Source organism: Spongiibacter sp. IMCC21906 (assembly GCF_001010805.1).
Taxonomy (GTDB): Bacteria; Pseudomonadota; Gammaproteobacteria; order Pseudomonadales; family Spongiibacteraceae; genus Spongiibacter.
The window spans coordinates 2,112,855-2,132,430 of record NZ_CP011477.1 but is presented as its reverse complement, the minus strand read 5'-3'; the positions used below and the strand labels follow the sequence as shown (position 1 = coordinate 2,132,430).

Annotated in this window: 17 protein-coding genes; 4 read left to right on the top strand and 13 right to left on the bottom strand. The window is 50.2% G+C overall.

The features are described from left to right. The first annotated feature begins 18 nt into the window (after positions 1–18). Positions 19–1,818 carry a thioredoxin domain-containing protein gene (locus IMCC21906_RS09785; RefSeq protein WP_047012016.1) on the top strand — a complete coding sequence of 600 codons (1,800 nt, stop codon included), beginning with the start codon at positions 19–21 and terminating at the stop codon, positions 1,816–1,818. Here the strand turns inward: IMCC21906_RS09785 and IMCC21906_RS09780 are convergent. Genes IMCC21906_RS09780 through scpA form a run of 3 tightly spaced genes read right to left on the bottom strand, consistent with a single transcriptional unit; the run spans position 1,811 to position 5,455 of the window. Beyond that, positions 1,811–2,278: a YiiD C-terminal domain-containing protein gene (locus IMCC21906_RS09780; RefSeq protein ID WP_047012015.1), complete on the bottom strand. Its 468-nt coding sequence runs from the start codon at positions 2,276–2,278 to the stop codon at positions 1,811–1,813. The genes IMCC21906_RS09785 and IMCC21906_RS09780 overlap by 8 nt on opposite strands. Position 2,279: 1 nt before the next feature. After that, a complete protein-coding gene (gene meaB / locus IMCC21906_RS09775; protein ID WP_231580248.1) occupies positions 2,280–3,284 on the bottom strand; it encodes a methylmalonyl Co-A mutase-associated GTPase MeaB in 1,005 nt (334 codons plus the stop codon). An 11-nt stretch (positions 3,285–3,295) separates the two neighbouring features. Beyond that, a complete protein-coding gene (gene scpA, locus IMCC21906_RS09770) occupies positions 3,296–5,455 on the bottom strand; it encodes a methylmalonyl-CoA mutase (RefSeq protein WP_047012014.1) in 2,160 nt (719 codons plus the stop codon). Between the two features lie 756 nt (positions 5,456–6,211). Between scpA and pabB the strand changes: the two genes are divergently transcribed. Continuing rightward, positions 6,212–7,564 carry an aminodeoxychorismate synthase component I gene (gene pabB / locus IMCC21906_RS09765; RefSeq protein WP_047012013.1) on the top strand — a complete coding sequence of 451 codons (1,353 nt, stop codon included), beginning with the start codon at positions 6,212–6,214 and terminating at the stop codon, positions 7,562–7,564. Here the strand turns inward: pabB and thrH are convergent. From thrH to IMCC21906_RS09745, 4 genes are all read right to left on the bottom strand, one after another. Next, positions 7,559–8,176 (bottom strand): bifunctional phosphoserine phosphatase/homoserine phosphotransferase ThrH, encoded by a 618-nt coding sequence (gene thrH, locus IMCC21906_RS09760; protein ID WP_047012012.1) that lies wholly within the window; start codon positions 8,174–8,176, stop codon positions 7,559–7,561. The two genes, pabB and thrH, sit on opposite strands and share 6 nt — an antisense overlap. A gap of 160 nt (positions 8,177–8,336) precedes the next feature. Then, complete coding sequence (gene cysB / locus IMCC21906_RS09755) at positions 8,337–9,311, bottom strand: HTH-type transcriptional regulator CysB (protein ID WP_047012011.1); 975 nt, start codon at positions 9,309–9,311, stop codon at positions 8,337–8,339. Positions 9,312–9,363: 52 nt separating this feature from the next. Then, the gene (locus tag IMCC21906_RS09750; RefSeq protein ID WP_047012010.1) at positions 9,364–10,287 is read right to left on the bottom strand and encodes a 5'-nucleotidase; all 924 of its coding nucleotides are present in this window, start codon (positions 10,285–10,287) and stop codon (positions 9,364–9,366) included. Between the two features lie 324 nt (positions 10,288–10,611). Continuing rightward, positions 10,612–12,069, bottom strand: a complete 1,458-nt coding sequence (locus IMCC21906_RS09745) for a serine protease (protein WP_047012009.1) — start codon at positions 12,067–12,069, stop codon at positions 10,612–10,614. Here IMCC21906_RS09745 and alr point away from each other — a divergent pair. Continuing rightward, positions 12,064–13,149 carry an alanine racemase gene (gene alr / locus IMCC21906_RS09740; protein ID WP_047012008.1) on the top strand — a complete coding sequence of 362 codons (1,086 nt, stop codon included), beginning with the start codon at positions 12,064–12,066 and terminating at the stop codon, positions 13,147–13,149. The genes IMCC21906_RS09745 and alr overlap by 6 nt on opposite strands. A gap of 28 nt (positions 13,150–13,177) precedes the next feature. Here alr and IMCC21906_RS09735 read toward each other — a convergent pair whose 3' ends face one another. From IMCC21906_RS09735 to IMCC21906_RS09720, 4 genes are all read right to left on the bottom strand, one after another. Next, positions 13,178–14,539, bottom strand: coding sequence for a sodium:alanine symporter family protein (locus tag IMCC21906_RS09735; protein ID WP_047012007.1), 1,362 nt, complete (start codon positions 14,537–14,539; stop codon positions 13,178–13,180). Between the two features lie 65 nt (positions 14,540–14,604). Then, entirely contained in the window at positions 14,605–15,642 is a 1,038-nt protein-coding gene (locus IMCC21906_RS09730) for a 1-aminocyclopropane-1-carboxylate deaminase/D-cysteine desulfhydrase (protein WP_231580247.1), read from the bottom strand. 39 nt (positions 15,643–15,681) lie between these two features. After that, a complete protein-coding gene (yajC, locus tag IMCC21906_RS09725; RefSeq protein WP_047012006.1) occupies positions 15,682–16,017 on the bottom strand; it encodes a preprotein translocase subunit YajC in 336 nt (111 codons plus the stop codon). Between the two features lie 101 nt (positions 16,018–16,118). After that, positions 16,119–16,889 carry an exodeoxyribonuclease III gene (locus IMCC21906_RS09720; RefSeq protein ID WP_047012005.1) on the bottom strand — a complete coding sequence of 257 codons (771 nt, stop codon included), beginning with the start codon at positions 16,887–16,889 and terminating at the stop codon, positions 16,119–16,121. Between the two features lie 151 nt (positions 16,890–17,040). On the opposite strand from IMCC21906_RS09720, the gene IMCC21906_RS09715 reads away from it, so the two are divergent. Then, positions 17,041–17,538: a YkvA family protein gene (locus IMCC21906_RS09715; protein WP_052763478.1), complete on the top strand. Its 498-nt coding sequence runs from the start codon at positions 17,041–17,043 to the stop codon at positions 17,536–17,538. A gap of 17 nt (positions 17,539–17,555) precedes the next feature. Here IMCC21906_RS09715 and bcp read toward each other — a convergent pair whose 3' ends face one another. Beyond that, the gene (gene bcp / locus IMCC21906_RS09710) at positions 17,556–18,050 is read right to left on the bottom strand and encodes a thioredoxin-dependent thiol peroxidase (protein WP_047012004.1); all 495 of its coding nucleotides are present in this window, start codon (positions 18,048–18,050) and stop codon (positions 17,556–17,558) included. A gap of 26 nt (positions 18,051–18,076) precedes the next feature. Then, a complete protein-coding gene (gene rmuC / locus IMCC21906_RS09705) occupies positions 18,077–19,534 on the bottom strand; it encodes a DNA recombination protein RmuC (RefSeq protein WP_047012003.1) in 1,458 nt (485 codons plus the stop codon). Positions 19,535–19,576 lie beyond the last annotated feature (42 nt).

Sequence of the window (19,576 nt, the reverse complement as noted above, 5' to 3'; positions counted from 1 at the left end):
ACTTTGCGTATACTGGCTATGAAATCAAATCCCAGCCTTTTACATCTTGCCGTACTGCTATTGCTGCTGTATCTACCCCTCAGCCTTAAAGCCAGTGATAAAAGCACGGAAAATTTAATCCCTTGGCAACCATGGCACTCAGATTTATTTACGCAAGCTAAGCGAGATGGCAAATTTATTCTGCTGAACCTTGAGGCAGTGTGGTGCCATTGGTGCCATGTCATGGACCAACGCACTTACTCTGATCCCAAAATTGCCGCCGCGATTGCAGCGCATTATATTCCTGTAAAAGTCGACCACGATGCCAATCCCGGCCTTGCTGCGCGATTTCGTGCTTGGGGTTGGCCCGCAACCATTGTCTTCAATGCCGATGGTGAGGAGATCGTCAAACGAGCTGGCTACATTTCCCCCGATAATATGACAGCATTGCTCGCGGCGATTGTTCGTGATCCCAGTCCCGAGCGCCAAGTTCATATCGAAAATAGCGACAAGGTACATGGAAAACTGCGTGAGCAAGATCGCAAAGTACTCATCGCCAAACACAAAGCCGCCGCCGATCCGGTTCATGGTGGTTTAAAAATTCCGATGAAGTTTCTTGATGATGGCAGTGTTGAATACGCCCTCAACCAAGGCTACAACGGTGACAAAGCCGAATGGCAGAGGCTCAACCGCACGTTACAAGGCGCGCTAAACCTGCAAGACCCTGTGTGGTATGGCTTCTATCAGTACTCCACCCATGGTGATTGGCAGCATCCGCATTTTGAAAAAATTATGCGCAGCCAAACTCGCTATATTCGGCTCTATACCCAAGCCTATATGGCAAGCCAGAATGAACAGTACCTCCGCGCCGCAAAAAATACCCTTCACTACGTCAACCGGTTTTTGAAAGACGACAACGCTGGATATTTCAACAGTCAGGATGCCGACTTAATTCAAGGTAAGAAAGCAACGGCGTATTTTGCGCTACAAAATAACGCCCGAAGAAAGCTGGGTATTCCCCGAATAGACAAAAAGCGCTACACCAATAGCAATGCCAGCATGGTGTCAGCGTTAGCGTGGCTATATCGGGCTACCGGCAGCGCCGCTTATCGGGATCAAGCCTTGAAAACGTCGCAGTGGTTGCTCAGCAACAGGCAGCACAAAAACGGCAGTTTCTTCCATCAACAAGAAACGGAACCAACGCTATTTCTCAGCGATAACGTGGCGGTAATAGAAGCGTTTTTGGATCTTTATGAAATCAGTACTGCCCCGGTCTGGTTACGTCGGGCCCAAAATGTCGCCGATGCAATAGACGTTAAACTGGTAGCTAAGCTTGAAGCCGGTGTTGCTGCGATGAGCCAAGCGAGTGAGTCACCGTTAAAGCTCCATGTTGATCTGGCGGAAAATATTCAGCTGGCCAGAACCGCTAATCGATTGTTTCAGGTTGGTGGGCGAAGCCAAGACCGAAAATTAGCTGAGCAGGCACTCCGTTATCTGGTCCAACCAGCAATAGTAGACGCGCAGTTTACCGAACCGGGTATTTTACTCGCCGACCAAGAGCTGGCCACTGAGCCATTACATTTGACCATTGTTGGCTCAAAAACAGACTCCCGTGCCCAGGCACTTTATGACAAAGCCCTGCAAGTGGTGCCGCGCTACCGCCGTATTGAATGGTGGGATCGTAACCAAGGCAAGCTGCCCCGACACGACGTGGAATACCCTGTGCTTGAGCGAAGCGCTGCTTTTGTTTGCAATGCCAAACGTTGCTCCGCGCCCATTTTCAAACCCGCAGAATTATTAAAAACGGTGCGGATTATTGAAGGAATCGGCGCTATTTAATACCCGAGTCACGGCTTTTTTCACCAATAATGGCGTAGTTGCCTGAGAATTTAACCGCCAGCTCGCCGTTAACATGAACCTCTGAACTCAGCGCCATTCTGGCCCGGCCGCGCTCCTCGTAACGGCTAAAAAAATCATTCCAGCGGTTTTCATCTGCTTCAAGGCTTTTAGCCAGAATGTCGCCCGTCACGGGCTTCAAGTACTCTATTTCAGCCTTGGCGATCACGATATCCGGGTCTAGACCATAGTCGACACAACGCATATACACCATGCCCCAGCAGGCCATAACCGACACACAATAAATACTACCGCCAAAGGCGGTGTTCTTGTCGTTGATATTGGGACCCAGTGGCGCTTTTAAATGCAAGGATTTGCCATTGTAGGCATCCACTTCCAGCTGCATAAACTGAGCACTGGGAAGATATTGGGCGATAAACTCGTCCATCGCGGTATTGGCCATGCTAGGTCGCCTTAAACAACAAATTAATTAAGGTTTGGGCTGCCACATAAGGCGTTGTTTGCCCTTCCATCACTTTTTGATTCAGCTCTGGCAATAAGGCTTTTACCTCAGGGTTTTCCTTCAGTTTTAAATCCAGCATGCCGTGGAGTAGTTTGTTCATCCACTCCCGGGCTTGGCGGGCACGCTTGTCCTGCAGCGAACCATTTTTGGTGGCATCTATTTGAAAGCCACTGATCATGCCCCAAACGGCTTCGATATTTTCATTTTTTAATGACGAGCAGGTTAGCACTTGAGGCGTCCAAAAACTGGTGTGCCGCAACAGGTGCAGGGCATTTTGATAATGGCGCCGGGTTTGTTCAGCGTAATTCAGGCTTTCACCGTCGGCTTTGTTAATCACCAACGCATCTGCCAACTCCATAATGCCTTTCTTGATGCCCTGTAATTCATCACCGGCATTGGGCAGCATCAGCACCATAAAAAAGTCGACCATGCTGGCCACTTCGTACTCAGATTGCCCTACCCCAACGGTTTCAACCAAAATCACATCGTAGCCTGCCGCCTCGCAGAGCAGCATAGTTTCGCGGGTTTTAAGGGCGACGCCGCCCAGTGAACCTTCTGAGGGCGAGGGCCGGATAAACGCATCGCGGCTGCGGGACAGCATTTCCATTCGGGTTTTGTCACCCAAAATAGAGCCACCAGCAATGGGCGAACTCGGGTCTACCGCCAGTACCGCCACCCGTTTACCCTGCTCCAATAGGTACAGACCAAAGGCTTCGATAAAGGTCGATTTGCCCACACCAGGAATTCCGGTGATGCCAATGCGAATGCTATTGCCTGAATAAGGTAAAACCTCTTCGAGCAATGCTTGCGCTTGGCCCCGGTGCGCCAGGTTTTTGCTTTCTACCAAGGTAATGGCCTTGGCAAGAGCACGGGGGTTACCGTCTCTTAATGCTTGGGTATCAATCATATTGGCCATGCCGAAGGCGGCTTCAGTGGAAGCCGCCATTTGCGAGGAGATTAGCCCTTGTAGGCTTCGTTGATAGCGTCCAATACGCCACGAGCTGCGAGGGGAATCTTGGTGCCGGGACCAAAGATGCCTTTGACACCGGCTTCATACAAGAAATCATAATCCGGACGAGGAATTACCCCACCGGCAATAACGATAATATCGTCGGCGCCCGCTTTCTTGAGTTCTTCAATCAATGCCGGCACCAATGTTTTGTGACCGGCCGCTTGAGAAGACACCCCGACTACATGCACGTCGTTTTCTACCGCTTGCTTGGCGACTTCTTCTGGCGTTGAAAACATCGGTGACAAGTCGATATCAAAACCTACATCGGCAAAGGCGGTGGCGATAACTTTTGCGCCGCGGTCATGACCATCTTGCCCCATTTTGCAAACCAGCATGCGAGGACGGCGACCGTGTTTTTCAACGAAGGTGTCGATATCGCCAGAAATGCCCTGCCAGTTCTCGTCGTCCTGGAAGGCACTGCCGTAAACGCCAGACACGGTTTGAGACTGGGCATTAAAACGGCCAAACTCACGTTCCATCGCAAAGGAAATTTCCCCGACTGTTGCACGAACGCGAGTCGCTTTTACGGCTAAATCCAATAAGTTACCTTCGCCACTTACAGCACATTGATAGATTGCTTCCAGTGCATCTTCAACCGCTTTCTCGTCGCGATTGGCACGAATACGCTCTAACGCGGCAACCTGCGATTTACGCACCGCTTCGTTATCAATGTTTAAGACTTCAACATCTTGCTCTTCATCGAGGATGTATTTGTTCACCCCAACAATCACGTCTTCGCCCCGGTCGATACGGGCTTGTTTGCGTGCAGCAGATTCTTCAATGCGCAGTTTAGGCAGGCCGGTTTCAATGGCTTTGGCCATGCCGCCCTTTTCTTCCACTTCGGCAATCAGCTCACGGGCACGGTCGGCAATCTGCTTGGTCAGCGATTCCATCATGTAAGAGCCGCCCCAGGGATCCGCTACTTTGGTGATGCCCGTTTCTTCTTGAATCACCAACTGGGTGTTACGGGCGATACGTGAAGAAAATTGGGTTGGCAGCGCAATGGCTTCGTCCAAGGCGTTAGTGTGCAAGGACTGGGTACCACCAAACACAGCAGCCATCGCTTCGATCGTGGTACGAACGATGTTGTTGTAGGGGTCTTGTTCGGTCAGTGACCAGCCCGAGGTTTGGCTGTGGGTACGGAGCATTTTTGAACGGGGATTTTTGGGCTCAAACTCAGACACGATCTCGGCCCATAGCAAGCGTGCCGCTCGCATTTTGGCGATTTCCATGTAGAAGTTCATGCCAATGCCCCAGAAAAAGGACAGGCGGCCCGCAAATTTATCAATGTCCAAGCCCGCATTGGTGGCGGTGCGGATATATTCCTTACCGTCGGCCAGGGTATACGCCAACTCCAATGCCGCATCGGCACCAGCTTCTTGAATATGGTAGCCAGAAATAGAGATGGTGTTGAACTTGGGCATATTGTCCGATGCAAAGGCGATAATATCGCCAATGATTTTCATCGAGGGCAACGGCGGGTAAATATAGGTGTTACGAACCATAAACTCTTTGAGGATATCGTTCTGAATGGTGCCAGACAGTTGATCCTGATTAACGCCCTGCTCTTCTGCAGCAACGATATAGCCCGCCAACACAGGCAACACGGCGCCGTTCATGGTCATGGATACCGAAACCTTATCCAACGGAATGCCGTCAAACAGAATTTTCATATCCTCAACGGAATCGATAGCCACGCCCGCTTTACCCACATCACCGGTTACCCGCGGATGGTCTGAGTCATAACCACGGTGGGTAGCAAGGTCAAAGGCAACGGATACGCCCTGACCACCAGCGGCCAGCGCCTTGCGGTAAAAAGCATTGGATTCTTCTGCAGTAGAAAAGCCCGCGTACTGGCGAATAGTCCAGGGCCGACCCGCATACATGGTGGGCTGAGGGCCGCGAATAAACGGCTCCAAACCGGGCAAGGTGTTGGTATAAGGCAGGTTTTCGATATCTTCTTGAGTGTACAAAGGTTTAACGTCGATGCCTTCTGGGGTATGCCAAGTCAGGTCATCCAGACTTTTACCGGATTTTTCCAGCGTCTTGTTAGCAAGGGTTTTCCATTCGTCTACCGAGGATTGTGGAGCTTTATAATCCGCCATGCGTCTACTACCTGTCGTTTCAGTGATCTTTAAGGCCTGTTGTCGGCCGTGAATTATACGTGAAGGCGCTATCGGCTGTGCAGCTCAGCTAACGCACTTCACAAGAATGGGGGCTGAACAACATGCCCATTCCATGTGCCCCTTGTATCGGGGCATCAGTCAAAAATTGAGTTTTCTCAGCGAACTAAAAAAGCCGCTGTTCAATTAAGGGGGCTGATTTTAAAACAAAATTGCCGATAAATCGCTTTATAGCCCTGAAATTTCTCCACCAACATATTCGCGCACCCCGCCTATGCGGTTTCAGATCGGGTGCATTCAGGCTGTTCGTTGCTGTATCGGCGCTTTGTTAGTGGGTTGCAAGCTAGCCTGCATGGCAATTATGTGTGCCAAATATAATCCAGCGCCGTAGCCAGCGGCCATAACCCAGCGCAATAACCCGCAACCCTGGCTTCAGATCTAAGTAAAAGCGATACGTGTTTTTTGATGGCGTCGGTGGATAGATTTTTACAGCGAAAGCATTAGATATATAATTGAAATATTTCTTTATATTCAACAAGATGTAATTTAAATATAATCCAACATATAGATCATGCTTTTCTTCATTGCCTTGTAAAACCCGATGATACTATTGTGTTTGTGCAATATCAGCGAGCTGCGATGGTAGCCTTCCACTCAGACAAACTCTAAAATTCCACCGCGCCCAACATCCACAAAACGCCTTATTTGCCAGACCATTCATTTTACTGGGAACTACCCATGACTTTGCCTCGTCGCTATTCACTGAGCTATACCAAAGACAGTAGCGATTTATTTTCACATTTTCATGACTGGGTCGGGGCCGTTTTTCTCGATAGCGCAAAGCCATATTCTGACCAAGGCCGTTACGACATATTTAGTGCCGAGCCGATCAATCATTTTCATATCCGCGTTTCAGGCGAGGCAAAAGCACTCAGCGAAGAGTTGGCTTTTACACAATCAAACATCGAGGCCTGCATTAACGATATGCCCCAGCATCCCGACCTGCCCTTCTCCGGTGGTGCCATCGGTTATCTGGGTTACGACGTGGGGGAAATGTTACATTTAGACGAAGCCGCCACAGGCAACCCTGTCGGGTTACCGCCCCTGTTTATTGGCATCTATGATTGGGTCGTGGTGGTGGACCACCAGCTGAAGCGCACTGAGTTAGTCACCCAAAGCACGGCCGATCCAGCTAAAATCAAAAAAATTCTCGCATTACTCCAAACGCCACCTTCTGTTTTTACAAAATTCTCACTGACAGGCGCCTTCACCAGCAATAGCGATATCCAGCAATACCAACAAGCCTTCAATAAAACCCAAGACTACATCTACGCTGGCGACTGCTACCAAATTAACCTCAGCCGGGCTTTTTCAGCCAAATATCATGGCCAGCCATGGGCGGCGTACCTGGCATTGCGCAAACAAGCTGCGGCGCCTTTTTCTGCCTATATCAATTTACCCCAGGGGCAAGTGCTCAGCGTCTCACCCGAACGTTTTCTGGCAGCGAAGCAAGGACTTATTTTCAGCCAACCCATTAAAGGGACCGCGCCCAGAAGTCCAGATCCGATAAAGGACACAGCACTAGCTGAAAGCTTGGGCGCAAGCGAAAAAAATCGAGCGGAAAATGTCATGATCGTCGACCTTATCCGTAACGACCTCAGCAAAAACTGCCGCCCCGGCAGCGTTAAAGTAGACAAGCTCTGCGAGCTACAAAGCTTTGAGACGGTGCATCACTTAGTCAGTACCGTCAGCGGCACATTAAAACCGGAAGCCAGTGCTTTTACCGCGCTAATCGACGCCTTTCCCGGCGGCTCCATCACCGGCGCGCCCAAAAAACGGGCCATGGAAATCATCCGTGAGCTTGAGCCCCATCAGCGAGGCTTGTACTGCGGCAGTGTTTTTTACTTAGCGGCCGATGGCAGAATGGACAGCAATATCCTGATTCGCAGCTTTGTGTGCGAAAACGGTGAGATTAAAGGTTTTGCAGGGGGTGGAATTGTAGCTGATTCAAACATGGCGGAAGAATTTGATGAAACCAACACCAAAATCAACCGCCTTTTAGACGCGCTTGCAGCGCAATCCGTTTTATAGGCTGAGCTTGCGATCAGAAGCCTTTAAAAACTCCAGCTTCAATGCTTCGTAATCGTGGACGGCGGGAAACTGGGGAAATTCGCTAATAACGTTATCCGGGGCCTTAAACAAAATTCCGGCGTCAGCTTCAGCAAGCATAGTCGTATCGTTATAGGAATCACCCGCAGCAATAATGCGGTAATACAGGGTTTTCAATGCTAAAACGGCCTGCCGTTTGGGATTAACCTGACGGATTTTATAGTCCACCACTTTACCCAAGTTGTCGGTTTCAAGGCGATGGCACAACAGTGTTGGCCAGCCCAGCTGTGCCATCAGCGGTGCAGCAAATTCATAAAAAGTGTCAGACAGAATCACCACCTGAAAACGCGCCCGCAGCCAGTCCAAAAACTCTTTGGCGCCGTCCATTGGCTTCATATCGGCAATCACTGCCTGAATATCTGGTAAGCCCAAGCCATTTTCATGGAGCAATCGCAGACGTTGCTGCATCAACACGTCGTAGTCGGGAATATCTCGGGTGGTTGCCTTCAAGGCCTCAATGCCAGTGCGCTCGGCAAAATCAATCCAAATTTCAGGAATTAGCACACCTTCCAGGTCAAGACAGGCGATTTCCACGGGTATTCTCCTCAGAATGAAAAAACGGCGCTCAATCTACCGGCTTGCCGCTAAGAAAGCAATTGGGGAGTTGAGCTCACTTTTAGCGATACGACTGCGCTGATCAGCAGAATAACGAGTTTGCCGCAGATATGCGTTGAGAAATAAGCACTATTCTTTGCTAATACGTCGGTAACTTAATACCTGAAAACAGCTCCTCTAGCTCGGCTTTGCTGTGGCATTCATAGGCTTTATCGACAAGAGCTTTTGTTAAGTGCGGGGCAAATAGCTCGACAAAGTCATACATATATTTGCGCATATAGGTGCCACGCCGAAAGCCAACTTTGGTAATGCTGGGCTCAAATAAGTGGCTGGCATCCAGTGCGACCAAATCACCGTCTGTACTGGGGTCATAGGCCATTTGCGCGACAATACCAATGCCTAAACCCAGTCGGACATAGGTTTTAATGACGTCGGCATCGGTGGCGGTAAAGACGACCCTTGGCTCTAAGTTGCGTTTTTTGAAGGCGTCATCCAGTTTGGAACGGCCGGTAAAACCAAACACGTAGGTCACAATGGGATGAGCGGCGACATCCTCAATGGTTAAGGGGGATTTCTCGGTGAGTGGATGATCTCGCGGCACCAGAATGGTTCGATTCCACTGGTAACAAGGCATCATCACCAGATCACTGAACAGCTCCAACGCTTCGGTGGCAATGGCAAAGTCAACACCAAACTGGTCTGCCAATTCGGATATCTGCATGGGCGTGCCCTGGTGCATATGCAGCGATACATCGGGATAGCGATCAATAAAGGCTTTAATTACCGGTGGCAAGGCGTAGCGGGCCTGGGTGTGAGTGGTGGCGATAGACAAGCTGCCCTTACTGGGGTTTTTAAACTCTTGGGCGATGTGTTTGATGCTTTCGGTTTTATGTAGCACCTCCCCCGCTGTTTTTAATATCGCCTCACCCGCCGGGGTAATATGGGTTAAATGCTTGCCATTTCGGGAGAAAATTTCGACCCCCAGCTCATCTTCCAGCATGCGGATTTGCTTGCTAATACCGGGTTGGGAGGTAAACAGACTTTGGGCGGTAGCCGAGACGTTCATCTCGTGATGGGCGACCTCCCAGATATATCGCAGTTGTTGCAGTTTCATAAACGCAATGCTCCCAACAAGCCCCGGTGGGGTTTTATCGATGTCTCAAAGATTAGCCTTCAGACTCACTTTTTATATTGGCAATACCGTGGGGTACATGACCAGTGGATACATGTTCGCTGGCACTTTCACAGTGACCGGGCTGGTCGTCAAAAAATACGTCGGCGCCATAGGCCCGTAAAAATTCGCCTTTTTCCAACCCGCCCAAAAACAGTGATTCGTCGATACGAATATTCCATTCTCGCAGGGTATTAATCACCCGCTTATGAGCGGGAGCCGAACGCGCTGTAACCAGCGCAGTGCGGATAGGTGGATTATCGGCGGGAAATTCGGACTGAAGCTTATTCAAGGCCGACAAAAAAGGTTTAAAGGGGCCACCACTAAGAGGCCGATTTGCCGCAGCGACTTCACTGGCGGTAAAGGCTTCTAAGCCCTGGCTTTTAAAGACCCGTTCGGCTTCGTCAGAAAACAGTACGGCATCGCCATCAAAGGCAAAGCGCAGTTCTTTTTTAGCTTTTTGGGTGTCGCTTTTTTTGCCACGAGGCATCAGCGTCGCCGCAGCTACGCCATGCTCCAAGGCCCGAGACACATCCTCGGCATTGGTAGATAAAAACAGATGGCAGCCAAAAGCTGAGACATAGCGATACGGGCTTTCGCCACCACTGAAGGCGGCCCGACTGATATTGAGGCCGTAATGCTCTATAGAATTAAAGACCCGCAGGCCGGTATCGGCAGAGTTGCGGGACAGCAAAATCACCTCAACCCGAGAATCATCCAAATATTGATTAAGACTGAGTAAGCGCTCGACAATGCCAAAGGCCTCGCCGGGTTCCAGGATCTGATCTTCGTGATCAATCTGGTATTGCTGATACGCCTCTAGGCCTGATTTTTCAAAGACCTGATGACTTTCATCCAGATTGAACAGTGCCCGAGACGATATCGCGACCACTAATTTATTTTCAAAACCTTTGGGCATAAGACAGCCTGCTGCTAACCATAAAGTCACTATACAAGATGCACTGACGCAGGCAACAAGGGCCTGTTAACACTAAGTGGATTATTACTGCTGGCGGTCATTTTTGCCTCCAGCTAGGCGACAGACACGCCGTTTAGTCATTCTAAACAAGTGGCTGGCAACAACGCTGGGGGCAAAAATGGCCCCAGCCCTACGGGTTGAGGCTAAAAAAGCACCACTCTGTGTTGCTCGTCGTATATTTGGAATGACCAAACCACTCTCCTCGCGCCGAGATTGGCCCTTTTTTAGCCTCAACAGTGACAATCCACTTAGTGTTAACAGGCCCTAATGAACGTTTCTGGCCCAATGCCGATCATTAAATTGGAGCCGTTCAAAATAGCGGGACTCGTCCTTTGCGCCAAATACCAGTCCCCGTACGTCCTTCACCAGGTCGGGGGCAAACGCGGCAAACACATTGTAATCGTCTGTGCCCTGCCGCACTCGCGCCGATAACACACCGAAAATCTGTTGGGGGTGGGCACTGTTTAATATCGCAGCACCGCTCTGACCAACACTGTTACTGCAATTTAGGCGATAAACATCACCATAGCCATTTTCTGCGCGTAAATACGGTTTTGCCTGACACTTACTCGCCCATAAACTGCCGGGGGTTTTGTCCTGGGGGTAGCCGTAACTGATTATTTGCAGTGGCGTGGCTGCAGGCGAATTCAGCTGGGGGAACTCAGCCACATTCACTCCCACCTGAAGCTTTATCAGTGCCAGATCCGAGCCACTATACGCTAGCACCTCCCCTGCGCCTTCAGCAGCGGCGCGGTGTTTTCGGTGCCGCCATATTTCGCTGACGACACGTTTTTCTCCCTGCCATTCAAAAAATAATTCGCTCAGTTGGCCATTGGCCGCATCTTGCGGCGGCGACAAACAATGGGCCGCGGTCAGCAGCCACTGGGACGCAATGACGGTAGCCGTACAATGAATATCCCGCTGGCCACGCTGAGTCATAAAACGACTGCGGATAATACCGCTGTGTAATTGCTGAACAGGCATTCGCCACTGCTGGCGTCGATGATCTAAACCACTATCGTTACCGGCGGCAAAAAAAGAGAGATATTCGTTCACATGTTTAAATGCAGCTTTACCGCTAGCCAATGGCTTGGCCCATAGCAATTCCAGCCCACCACTGTGACCATAAGCAAACAATAAACCTGCTTCGGCATTAAGTACCACCGCCCGGTTGCCGTTAAACGCTGCCGGAGTCGTATGCTGCGGGTCCAAAAACAGCTTTTGATCACTGACATCAACCCTTTGTCCCACTGCGGCAAGTTGATTGATTACGGCTAAAGCCTTATCCCGGCGTAGCGGCTGGCCGCTATTTATTTCTCGCTGATAACGGCGTAAGGCCTCGTGTAAGCTGTAGCGATGGCTTTCACCCAGCAGCACCATAGCCGGTTCTAAGAGTCGCAATACCGAATGGACGGGAGCAATGGCTCGTAACTGGACCAAATAGTGTGCAGAGCGTTGCATATCTGGCGACAGCCCAGCAATACCCCAAAAATATAATTGGGCAAAATCAGCCAAGAGCTCAGGACAATCCTCTGTCTTCGACTCAAACTGCAGCAAGTTGGGTAAGCGATCGGCGGGCATTAATAACTGGGTATCTGCTACAGGAGGAAAAAACTCATAGGGGCAGCCCTCTGCACTGGCAAAGGGACTAAATATCAGCGCTATCATCAATGCGCCAAGCTGGCTAAAATTGCCGAAAAAGTTGAGCAGCTGTTTATGCATAACACCACATGGGTAGAATTTTCTGCCGAGGCACTTCGCCACAATATTACCACCGTAAGACGTTTGGCTCCCGAGGCGGCCATCTTAGCGATGGTCAAAGGCAATGGCTACGGCCACGGTGCAAATTGGGTCACCCAGACCCTTATGCAATGCCAGCGCCCCTTTTGTCAGGGCGTTGCAGTAGCGCGTCTGAATGAAGCCCAACGCCTACGCGAACACTACCCTAGCGGACGGCTACTCTTGTTAGGCACCTTGGTAGACCTGCCCCTCCTTGAGCAGTGCGCCAACTTGCAGCTAGATTTAGTGGTACATAATCTGGCTAGCGCCACACTGATTAGCAAAGCGTCGCTGCCAGCGCCGCTGGTAATCTGGTTAAAACACAATGTAGGCATGAACCGATTAGGCATGAACCGGGAGGATTTTATTGCTGCCCACAAACTGCTCGCCAATTGTGAACAGGTCTCTAGTCTCCATCATATGAGCCATTTCAGCGAGGCCGACGATGTCAACAGTGAAGTCACCGCCCAACAGATTTCCCGGCTCACAAGCCTCAGTAAGAGCTTGGGAGAGCACCCTAAAAGTATGGCCAATTCAGCAGCCATTATTGCCCACCCAAACAGCCATGCCCAATGGGTGCGCCCCGGTATTATGCTCTATGGTGACGACCCCACTGGCAACCTAGCCGATACCGCGTTGGCACCAGTCATGCGATTTAAAACCCGCATCCTGGATATTCATGAATTGGCCGCCGGTGAGGGAGTCGGGTACAACCGCCGCTGGCGGACAACGGTTCCCAGCAGAATTGCCACCCTTGCCGTGGGTTATGCCGATGGCTACCCTCGTCACGCTCCCGATGGCACCCCGGTTTTAATCAGAGGGAAACGCGCGCCCATTGCGGGCCGGGTATCTATGGATCTAAGCACAATTGATGTGAGCCATATACCGGAGGCGGCAATAGGCGATGAAGTGACGCTGTGGGGAGAAGGCTTATCTGCTGCCGAAGTAGGACAACACTGCGGAACAATCAGCTACGAGTTATTTACCCGGATTACGGACCGGGTAGCGCGGATTTACGACTAACAGGCGGTTAATTTTACAGCGATTTATCTCAGGCATCGCCCTGCATCTCTCCCCGCTTTAATTTTTGCAACGCGCCCCGGCTGACCTGAAACACAACCGGACTCAACAACAGTAGTGCAATCAAATTAGGAATCGCCATCAAGGCATTCAAGGTATCGGCTAGCAGCCAAACAAAACTGAGCTTGGCCACTGCTCCCAAGGGAATGGCCAGCACCCACGCCACCCGAAAGATGGGCACCGCTTTGGCACCGTAAAAATACACCACACAACGCTCACTGTAATAAGCCCAGCCAAGCATAGTGGTGAATGCAAACACCGCTAAACCAATCGCGACAATATAGTGGCCACCCTGTAACAGCGACTCAAAGGCATTGGCCGATAGCGCCGCTCCAGACTCGCCGGTTTGCCACTGCCCCGAAATTAATATGACAAAGCCAGTGACCGAGCAGACCAACAAGGTGTCAATGAAGGTGCCCAGCATGGCTACCATCCCCTGCCTGACAGGATGATTAGTCTGGGCCGCCGCATGGGCAATCGGTGCGCTACCTAGCCCAGCTTCGTTAGAAAACACCCCTCGGGCAACACCAAAACGAATCGCAGCGGCAATACCTGCACCGGCAAAACCCCCTACTGCTGCGGTGCCGTTAAAGGCCGAATCAAAAACCAACACGATGACGGCGGGCAGCTCTGACAGGTTCATCGCCACGACCAACAAGCCCACCGCCAGATAACTGACCGCCATAATGGGCACAAGATAGCCCGCTACCGTAGCAATGCGTTTAACCCCACCTAATACCACCAGCGCCACGGCGACAAACAAGACAGCCCCGGTAAGCCAAAAAGGGATATTAAAGGTGGTGAACAAGGCATCTGCCACCGAGTTTGATTGCACCGTATTACCGATACCAAAACCGGCAAAAGCACCAAAAAAAGCAAACAAACTCGCCAGCCATTGCCATTTTTTACCCAGACCGTTTTTGATGTAATACATCGGCCCGCCGCTGTAACTGCCATCGTCAGCCTGTTCACGATACTTAACGGCCAATACGGCTTCAGCATATTTGGTGGCCATACCGACCAAGGCCGTGCACCACATCCAGAACAATGCACCCGGACCACCGAGAGCAATGGCCGTCGCCACCCCGGCAATATTGCCGGTGCCGATGGTGGCTGACAGCGATGTTGCTAGCGCCTGAAAAGGGCTGATTTCCCCTTCGCCATTCCCCTTGCGGCCCTTCCACATTAGTGAGAACGCCGTAGCAATACCCCGCAGCGGCATTAAGCGCAGCCCGGCCATCAACCACGCCCCTGTGCCTAATATCAACACCAGCATTAACGGTCCCCAGACAATGCTGTTAACGGCGGCGATCCAGTTGCTGAGGGTTTCCATGGTTAATCCTTATCCGGGCAGCCGGGGTGAGTTCAGTGATTTATTTAAATGCCTTCATCCGTTCTTTAATTATCCAAGAAAGCAAAATGTTGTCGCTGCGGAAACAGCCCAAAGACACCACCGGTATGCACAAAAACAATATCGCCATCGCTGCCAAATCGACCTTGTTGGTGTTCTTGCAGCATGGCGTAAAAAGCCTTGCCAGTGTAAACCGGGTCTAAGACGATGCCTTCTTGTGACGCCAACTCGGCTATGCATTGATAAATTTCTGCAGTAGCCAATGCATAGCCCGGACCAACATAGCCATCAATCACATTAATCGACTGGTTTGCCACATCAAACTGCAATTGGTAACGCTGCTGCCAGTCTTGCAAATCCGCTTGGACCTTATTCATAAACCACGCCGCATCATCGCAGACGTTAACGCCCCAGACTTGGGCATTGAGGTTGAAGGCTTGAGCCCCGGCGGTTAAACCCGCCTGGGTGCCACCAGAACCTGTAGCACAAATAATATGTTGAGGCGTGATATTAGCCGCGGCAAAATCCTGCTGTAACTCGCGGCAGGCTTCAAAATATCCCCAAACGCCAATGCCATCTGACGCGCCGGTGGGAATAATAAAGGCTTTGCGGCCCAAGTCTTGATAATGCTGCTGCCACTGGCGTAGCAAATCAGAAATTGCACCCTGATAATCTTTGGCCACGTAGGTATTAATCGTCGCACCGGCAAGTTTATCCAAAAGATAATTGCCGTCGGCTTCCCCTGTCGGATCGCCTCGCAACAGTAAATGACATGTTAACCCGAGCTGCGCGCACAACAAGGCCGTTGCCCGACAGTGGTTAGACTGCAAGCCACCACAAGTAATCACGGTGTCGCAACCTTCTTGTTGAGCCTGAGCGAGGGTGAATTCCAGCTTGCGGAGTTTATTGCCCGACAACACGCTGCCGGTCAGGTCGTCGCGCTTAACCCATATTCGTGGTCCGCCAAGTTTTTCACTTAGCCGAGGCAAAAATTGCAGCGGCGTCGGCAGTTGGGCCAGCTTGAGCCGTGGAGGATGGTAGTCAGCAGGAAGTGCAGAGTCGGATGCCATAGAACAAACCGTCATTGCAAAAGCGCCCCAATCATGGGGCGCTGGGTGAATTGATTAAATCGCTTTTAGCGTACCTTTAGGCAGCACCGCATGAACCGCCGAGCGTTGAAATTTCAGTTCAACATTTTCATTAACGGCCAGTACGACATAATCATCGTCAAGTTTGTTGATCTTACCGAGAATGCCGCTGCTGGTGACCACTTCGTCACCCTTACCAAGGGCCGAAATCATCGCTGCATGTTCTTTTTGACGCTTGCGCTGAGGACGAATAGCAATAAAGTAAAATAAGGCAAACATCAGTACCAGAAAACCAATCTGGAACAAATCACCACCAGCAGGTGGTGCACCAGCGGTGCCCTGGGCATGGGCTTGGGAGATAAAAAAGCTCATTGGACTTCCTTCTAGAGATAAATAATTAGCGCTGAGCTGCCATGCATTGCTTACCGGCAACCCTAATAAAAATCAGCCTGCATATTACACAAGCGCCTGAATCAAAGCGAGTAGTCGTAATCCATGGTGAACGGGGCGTGATCAGAAAATCGCTCATCGGTGTAAACGCTGGCGTCTTTAATCGTCGGCACCAAGCCTGGCGTCACCACGTGATAATCTAATCGCCATCCCACATTATTAGCCCAAGCTTGGCCACGGTTAGACCACCATGTATAAACGGCCTCATTGTTAATTTGCCTGAACGCATCCACAAACCCCGCCTCGTCATAGAGTTTATCCAACCAGGCTCGCTCGTGGGGTAAAAACCCGGAATTCTTTTGATTTGGCTTCCAGTTTTTCAAGTCAATTTCTTTGTGGCAAATATTCCAGTCGGCGCAAATAATCAGCTCCCGGCCGCTGTTTTTCAACTCGACAAAATGCTCATAAATTTTAATTAAAAAAGCATCTTTCTTTGCCTGTGCTGCCTCACTGCTGCTGCCGGACGGCATATACAGCGAAATCACACTCAACTTGTCATAATCGGCACGAATATAGCGACCTTCACTATCAGCGGGGTCCCAACCCAATGAAGTCGTAATGGCGTCGCAAGGTTTACGTAGATACATAGCCGTGCCGCTATAGCCTTTTTTGACTGCGTCACTAAATACCACTTGATAGCCCTCGGGATGAAACAAGGCATCTTCCAGCTGGTCTTGCTGGGCCTTAGTCTCTTGAATGCACACCACATCGGCATCTTGTTTCGCAAACCAGTCAAAAAAGCCCTTGCGAGCCGCCGCGCGAATGCCATTGGTGTTGGCGGTGATGATCCGCATGCCTTACTCCTGAACCGTCAAAAAAGGGAGCTAGCTTAGCAAAAAGGCTGCGATTACGCCTTTTCTTAACCAAGACCTTTCGCCCTAGTGAATTTACCCCGCAAGCCGCAGTCCGTAGAATGGAGAAGATTCATCCACTGGGAGAACAACCATGTTGTTATTTTCTAGAAAACGCGCAAAACAGATTTTAGACGATGGCGCTGCTAAAAAGGATGAAAGCAAACTGCAAGAAACCCTGAGCAAGCGCCAGCGGATTATTGACCGCGTGCTCGGCACCGCAACACTGGCGCCGTATATTGACCAAGTAAAATTACTGTTCAATATGCTTCAAGACTACGCAAAAGGTAATTACCGAGAAGTGCCTTGGTGGTCTATTGGCTCTATTGCCACAGCTCTGCTGTATATTTTGACGCCCTTGGATGCTATCCCCGACTTTCTTCCTGTTGCCGGTTTTTTAGACGACGCGGTCGTTCTCAAACTATGTTTAGATTTGGTGGTAAAAGACTTGGACCAATATCGCTTGTTTCGCAGTAATAATGGCGCCCAGCAAGAACTGCAAGACGCCGCAGCTGTACAGGAAGATTTTGTCACCCCGCAAGAAGATCTGGGCACAAAACGCGACCGAAGCCCAGAAGACAAACCGCGCTAATTATCGCTATTGAGCGATTAATCCAAATCCAATGATTTGATCACATCTAAAATATCTTGATCATGGGTTTTGGTTTTGACTTTATCCATGATGTATTTCAGGCGACCATCTTTGCCAATCACAAAACTGCTGCGCAGAATACCGTCAAACTCCCTGCCCATAAATTTTTTCGGTCCCCAGGCACCATATTTGTCAGCAATGGCGTGATCCTCATCTGACAGCAATGTGAAATTCAGCGGCGCTTGTTCTTTTTGGGGGTTCTCTTCAAATTTTTTCAATTTCGCAACGGGGTCAGGACTGACGGCCAATACCACAGTATCGAGCTTGGCGAAGTCTTTGTGACTGTTCCGAATACCCAAAGCCTGCACCGTGCAGCCTGGCGTTTTTGCCTTGGGGTAAAAATACAGTAATACGTTCTTTTTGCCCTTAAAGTCCTTCAAACTGACCGTGTCGCCATTTTGATCTTTTAGACTAAACGCGGGTGCCATATTGCCAATTTTGGGATGTGCCACGTGTTTCTCCTGCTCCTTGTGTCTATTTAGCTGTTGTCATCTTCTTGTATATCGTCGCGTTGAACATCGGCCCTATCCATCAGCGCAGAGGGCAAGGTCTTTTTCACCTTAGCGCCCAATGCTTCAAGGCGAGCAACTCTTCCTACCAGATTGCCTCGACCATCGGTCATGCGTTTTATGGTTTTCTCATACGCGGTTTGGCCACGATCCAGATGTTTGCCAATGTCTTCCAGAGACTCGACAACCAGGGCAAATTGATCGTGAAGTGCACCGGCTTCGCTGGCAATTTTTTCGGCATTGCGGTTTTGACGCTCGTAACGCCAGATGCTTTGTACTGTACGTAAAGTGGCTAACAATGTTGTTGGCCCCACAACAATAATATTTTTTTCGTAGGCATTTCTAAACAGTTCAGGGTCGTGCTCAAAGGCGGCCATAAAGGCGGCTTCAACAGGGATAAAAATAAACACAAAATCCAGTGTGCGAAGACCTTCAATATGTTGATAAGCCTTGGTGGACAAGCCGGCAATGTGCTGGCGAACAGATTGAATATGTTCTCTTAGAAAGGCATTGCGCTCATTGTCATCTTCCGCACTGCAATAACGCTCGTAGGAAAGCAAGGACACTTTGGCATCGATAATAATGTCTTTTTCATCGGGTAGCCGAACAATGACATCGGGCTGGCGTCGGCGTCCCGACTCATCGGTGAAACTGGCCTGGGTTTCGTACTCATGGCCTTTACGCAAGCCTGACTCTTCAAGCACTTTTTCAAGAATGACCTCGCCCCAGTTACCCTGTGCTTTGTTATCCCCTTTTAAGGCTTTGGTTAAATTTTGTGCCTCTTTACTAATACTGCGATTCATTTCTTGCAAACTTTTTAGTTGCTCGCGCAACTCGCCTCGCTCACGATTTTCGTTGTCGTAGATATGGTCGACCCGACTGCGAAAATCTTTAAGCTGCTCTCTAAAGGGTTTTAAGGAAGTTTCTAGGCTGTCTTGGTTGCTGCGTTGAAAGCGCTGGGTTTTCTCGTCAAAAATTCGATTGGCCAACTGCTCAAACTGCTCGGTAAGCTGTTTTTTAGCATCATTCAGCAAGGCGATTTTTTCATCGCTGCTGGTTTTAAGATGCTGATATTCGGTTTCGCGTTGGGCAAGGCGGGTGTTGGCGGTAGCTAGTTTGTCTTGGGCTTGTTGCAGTTGCTCACGCAACTCCTGGATTTGCGCAGCATTGGATTCATCTCTTGCATTAAGCACCGCCACATCTCGCAACGCTTGCTGCTGACTACTGCGGCTGGAATCAAGTTCTTGCTGAAGCGTATGCAGACTATGCTTGAGAGTAAGCTGATCTTCATTAAGTTGGTCCAGGCGCTGCTGAACTGCTTGCGCTTTGCTTCGTGCCAGGCGCGAGCAACTTAGCCATGCCAGTACCGCACCGCAAGCCAAGCCGCCCAAACACACTAACAACAATATTACTTGAGAAGATGCCATCTACACTCGCAGAAAGTTAATTGGGTTAAAAAACGCGAGGAT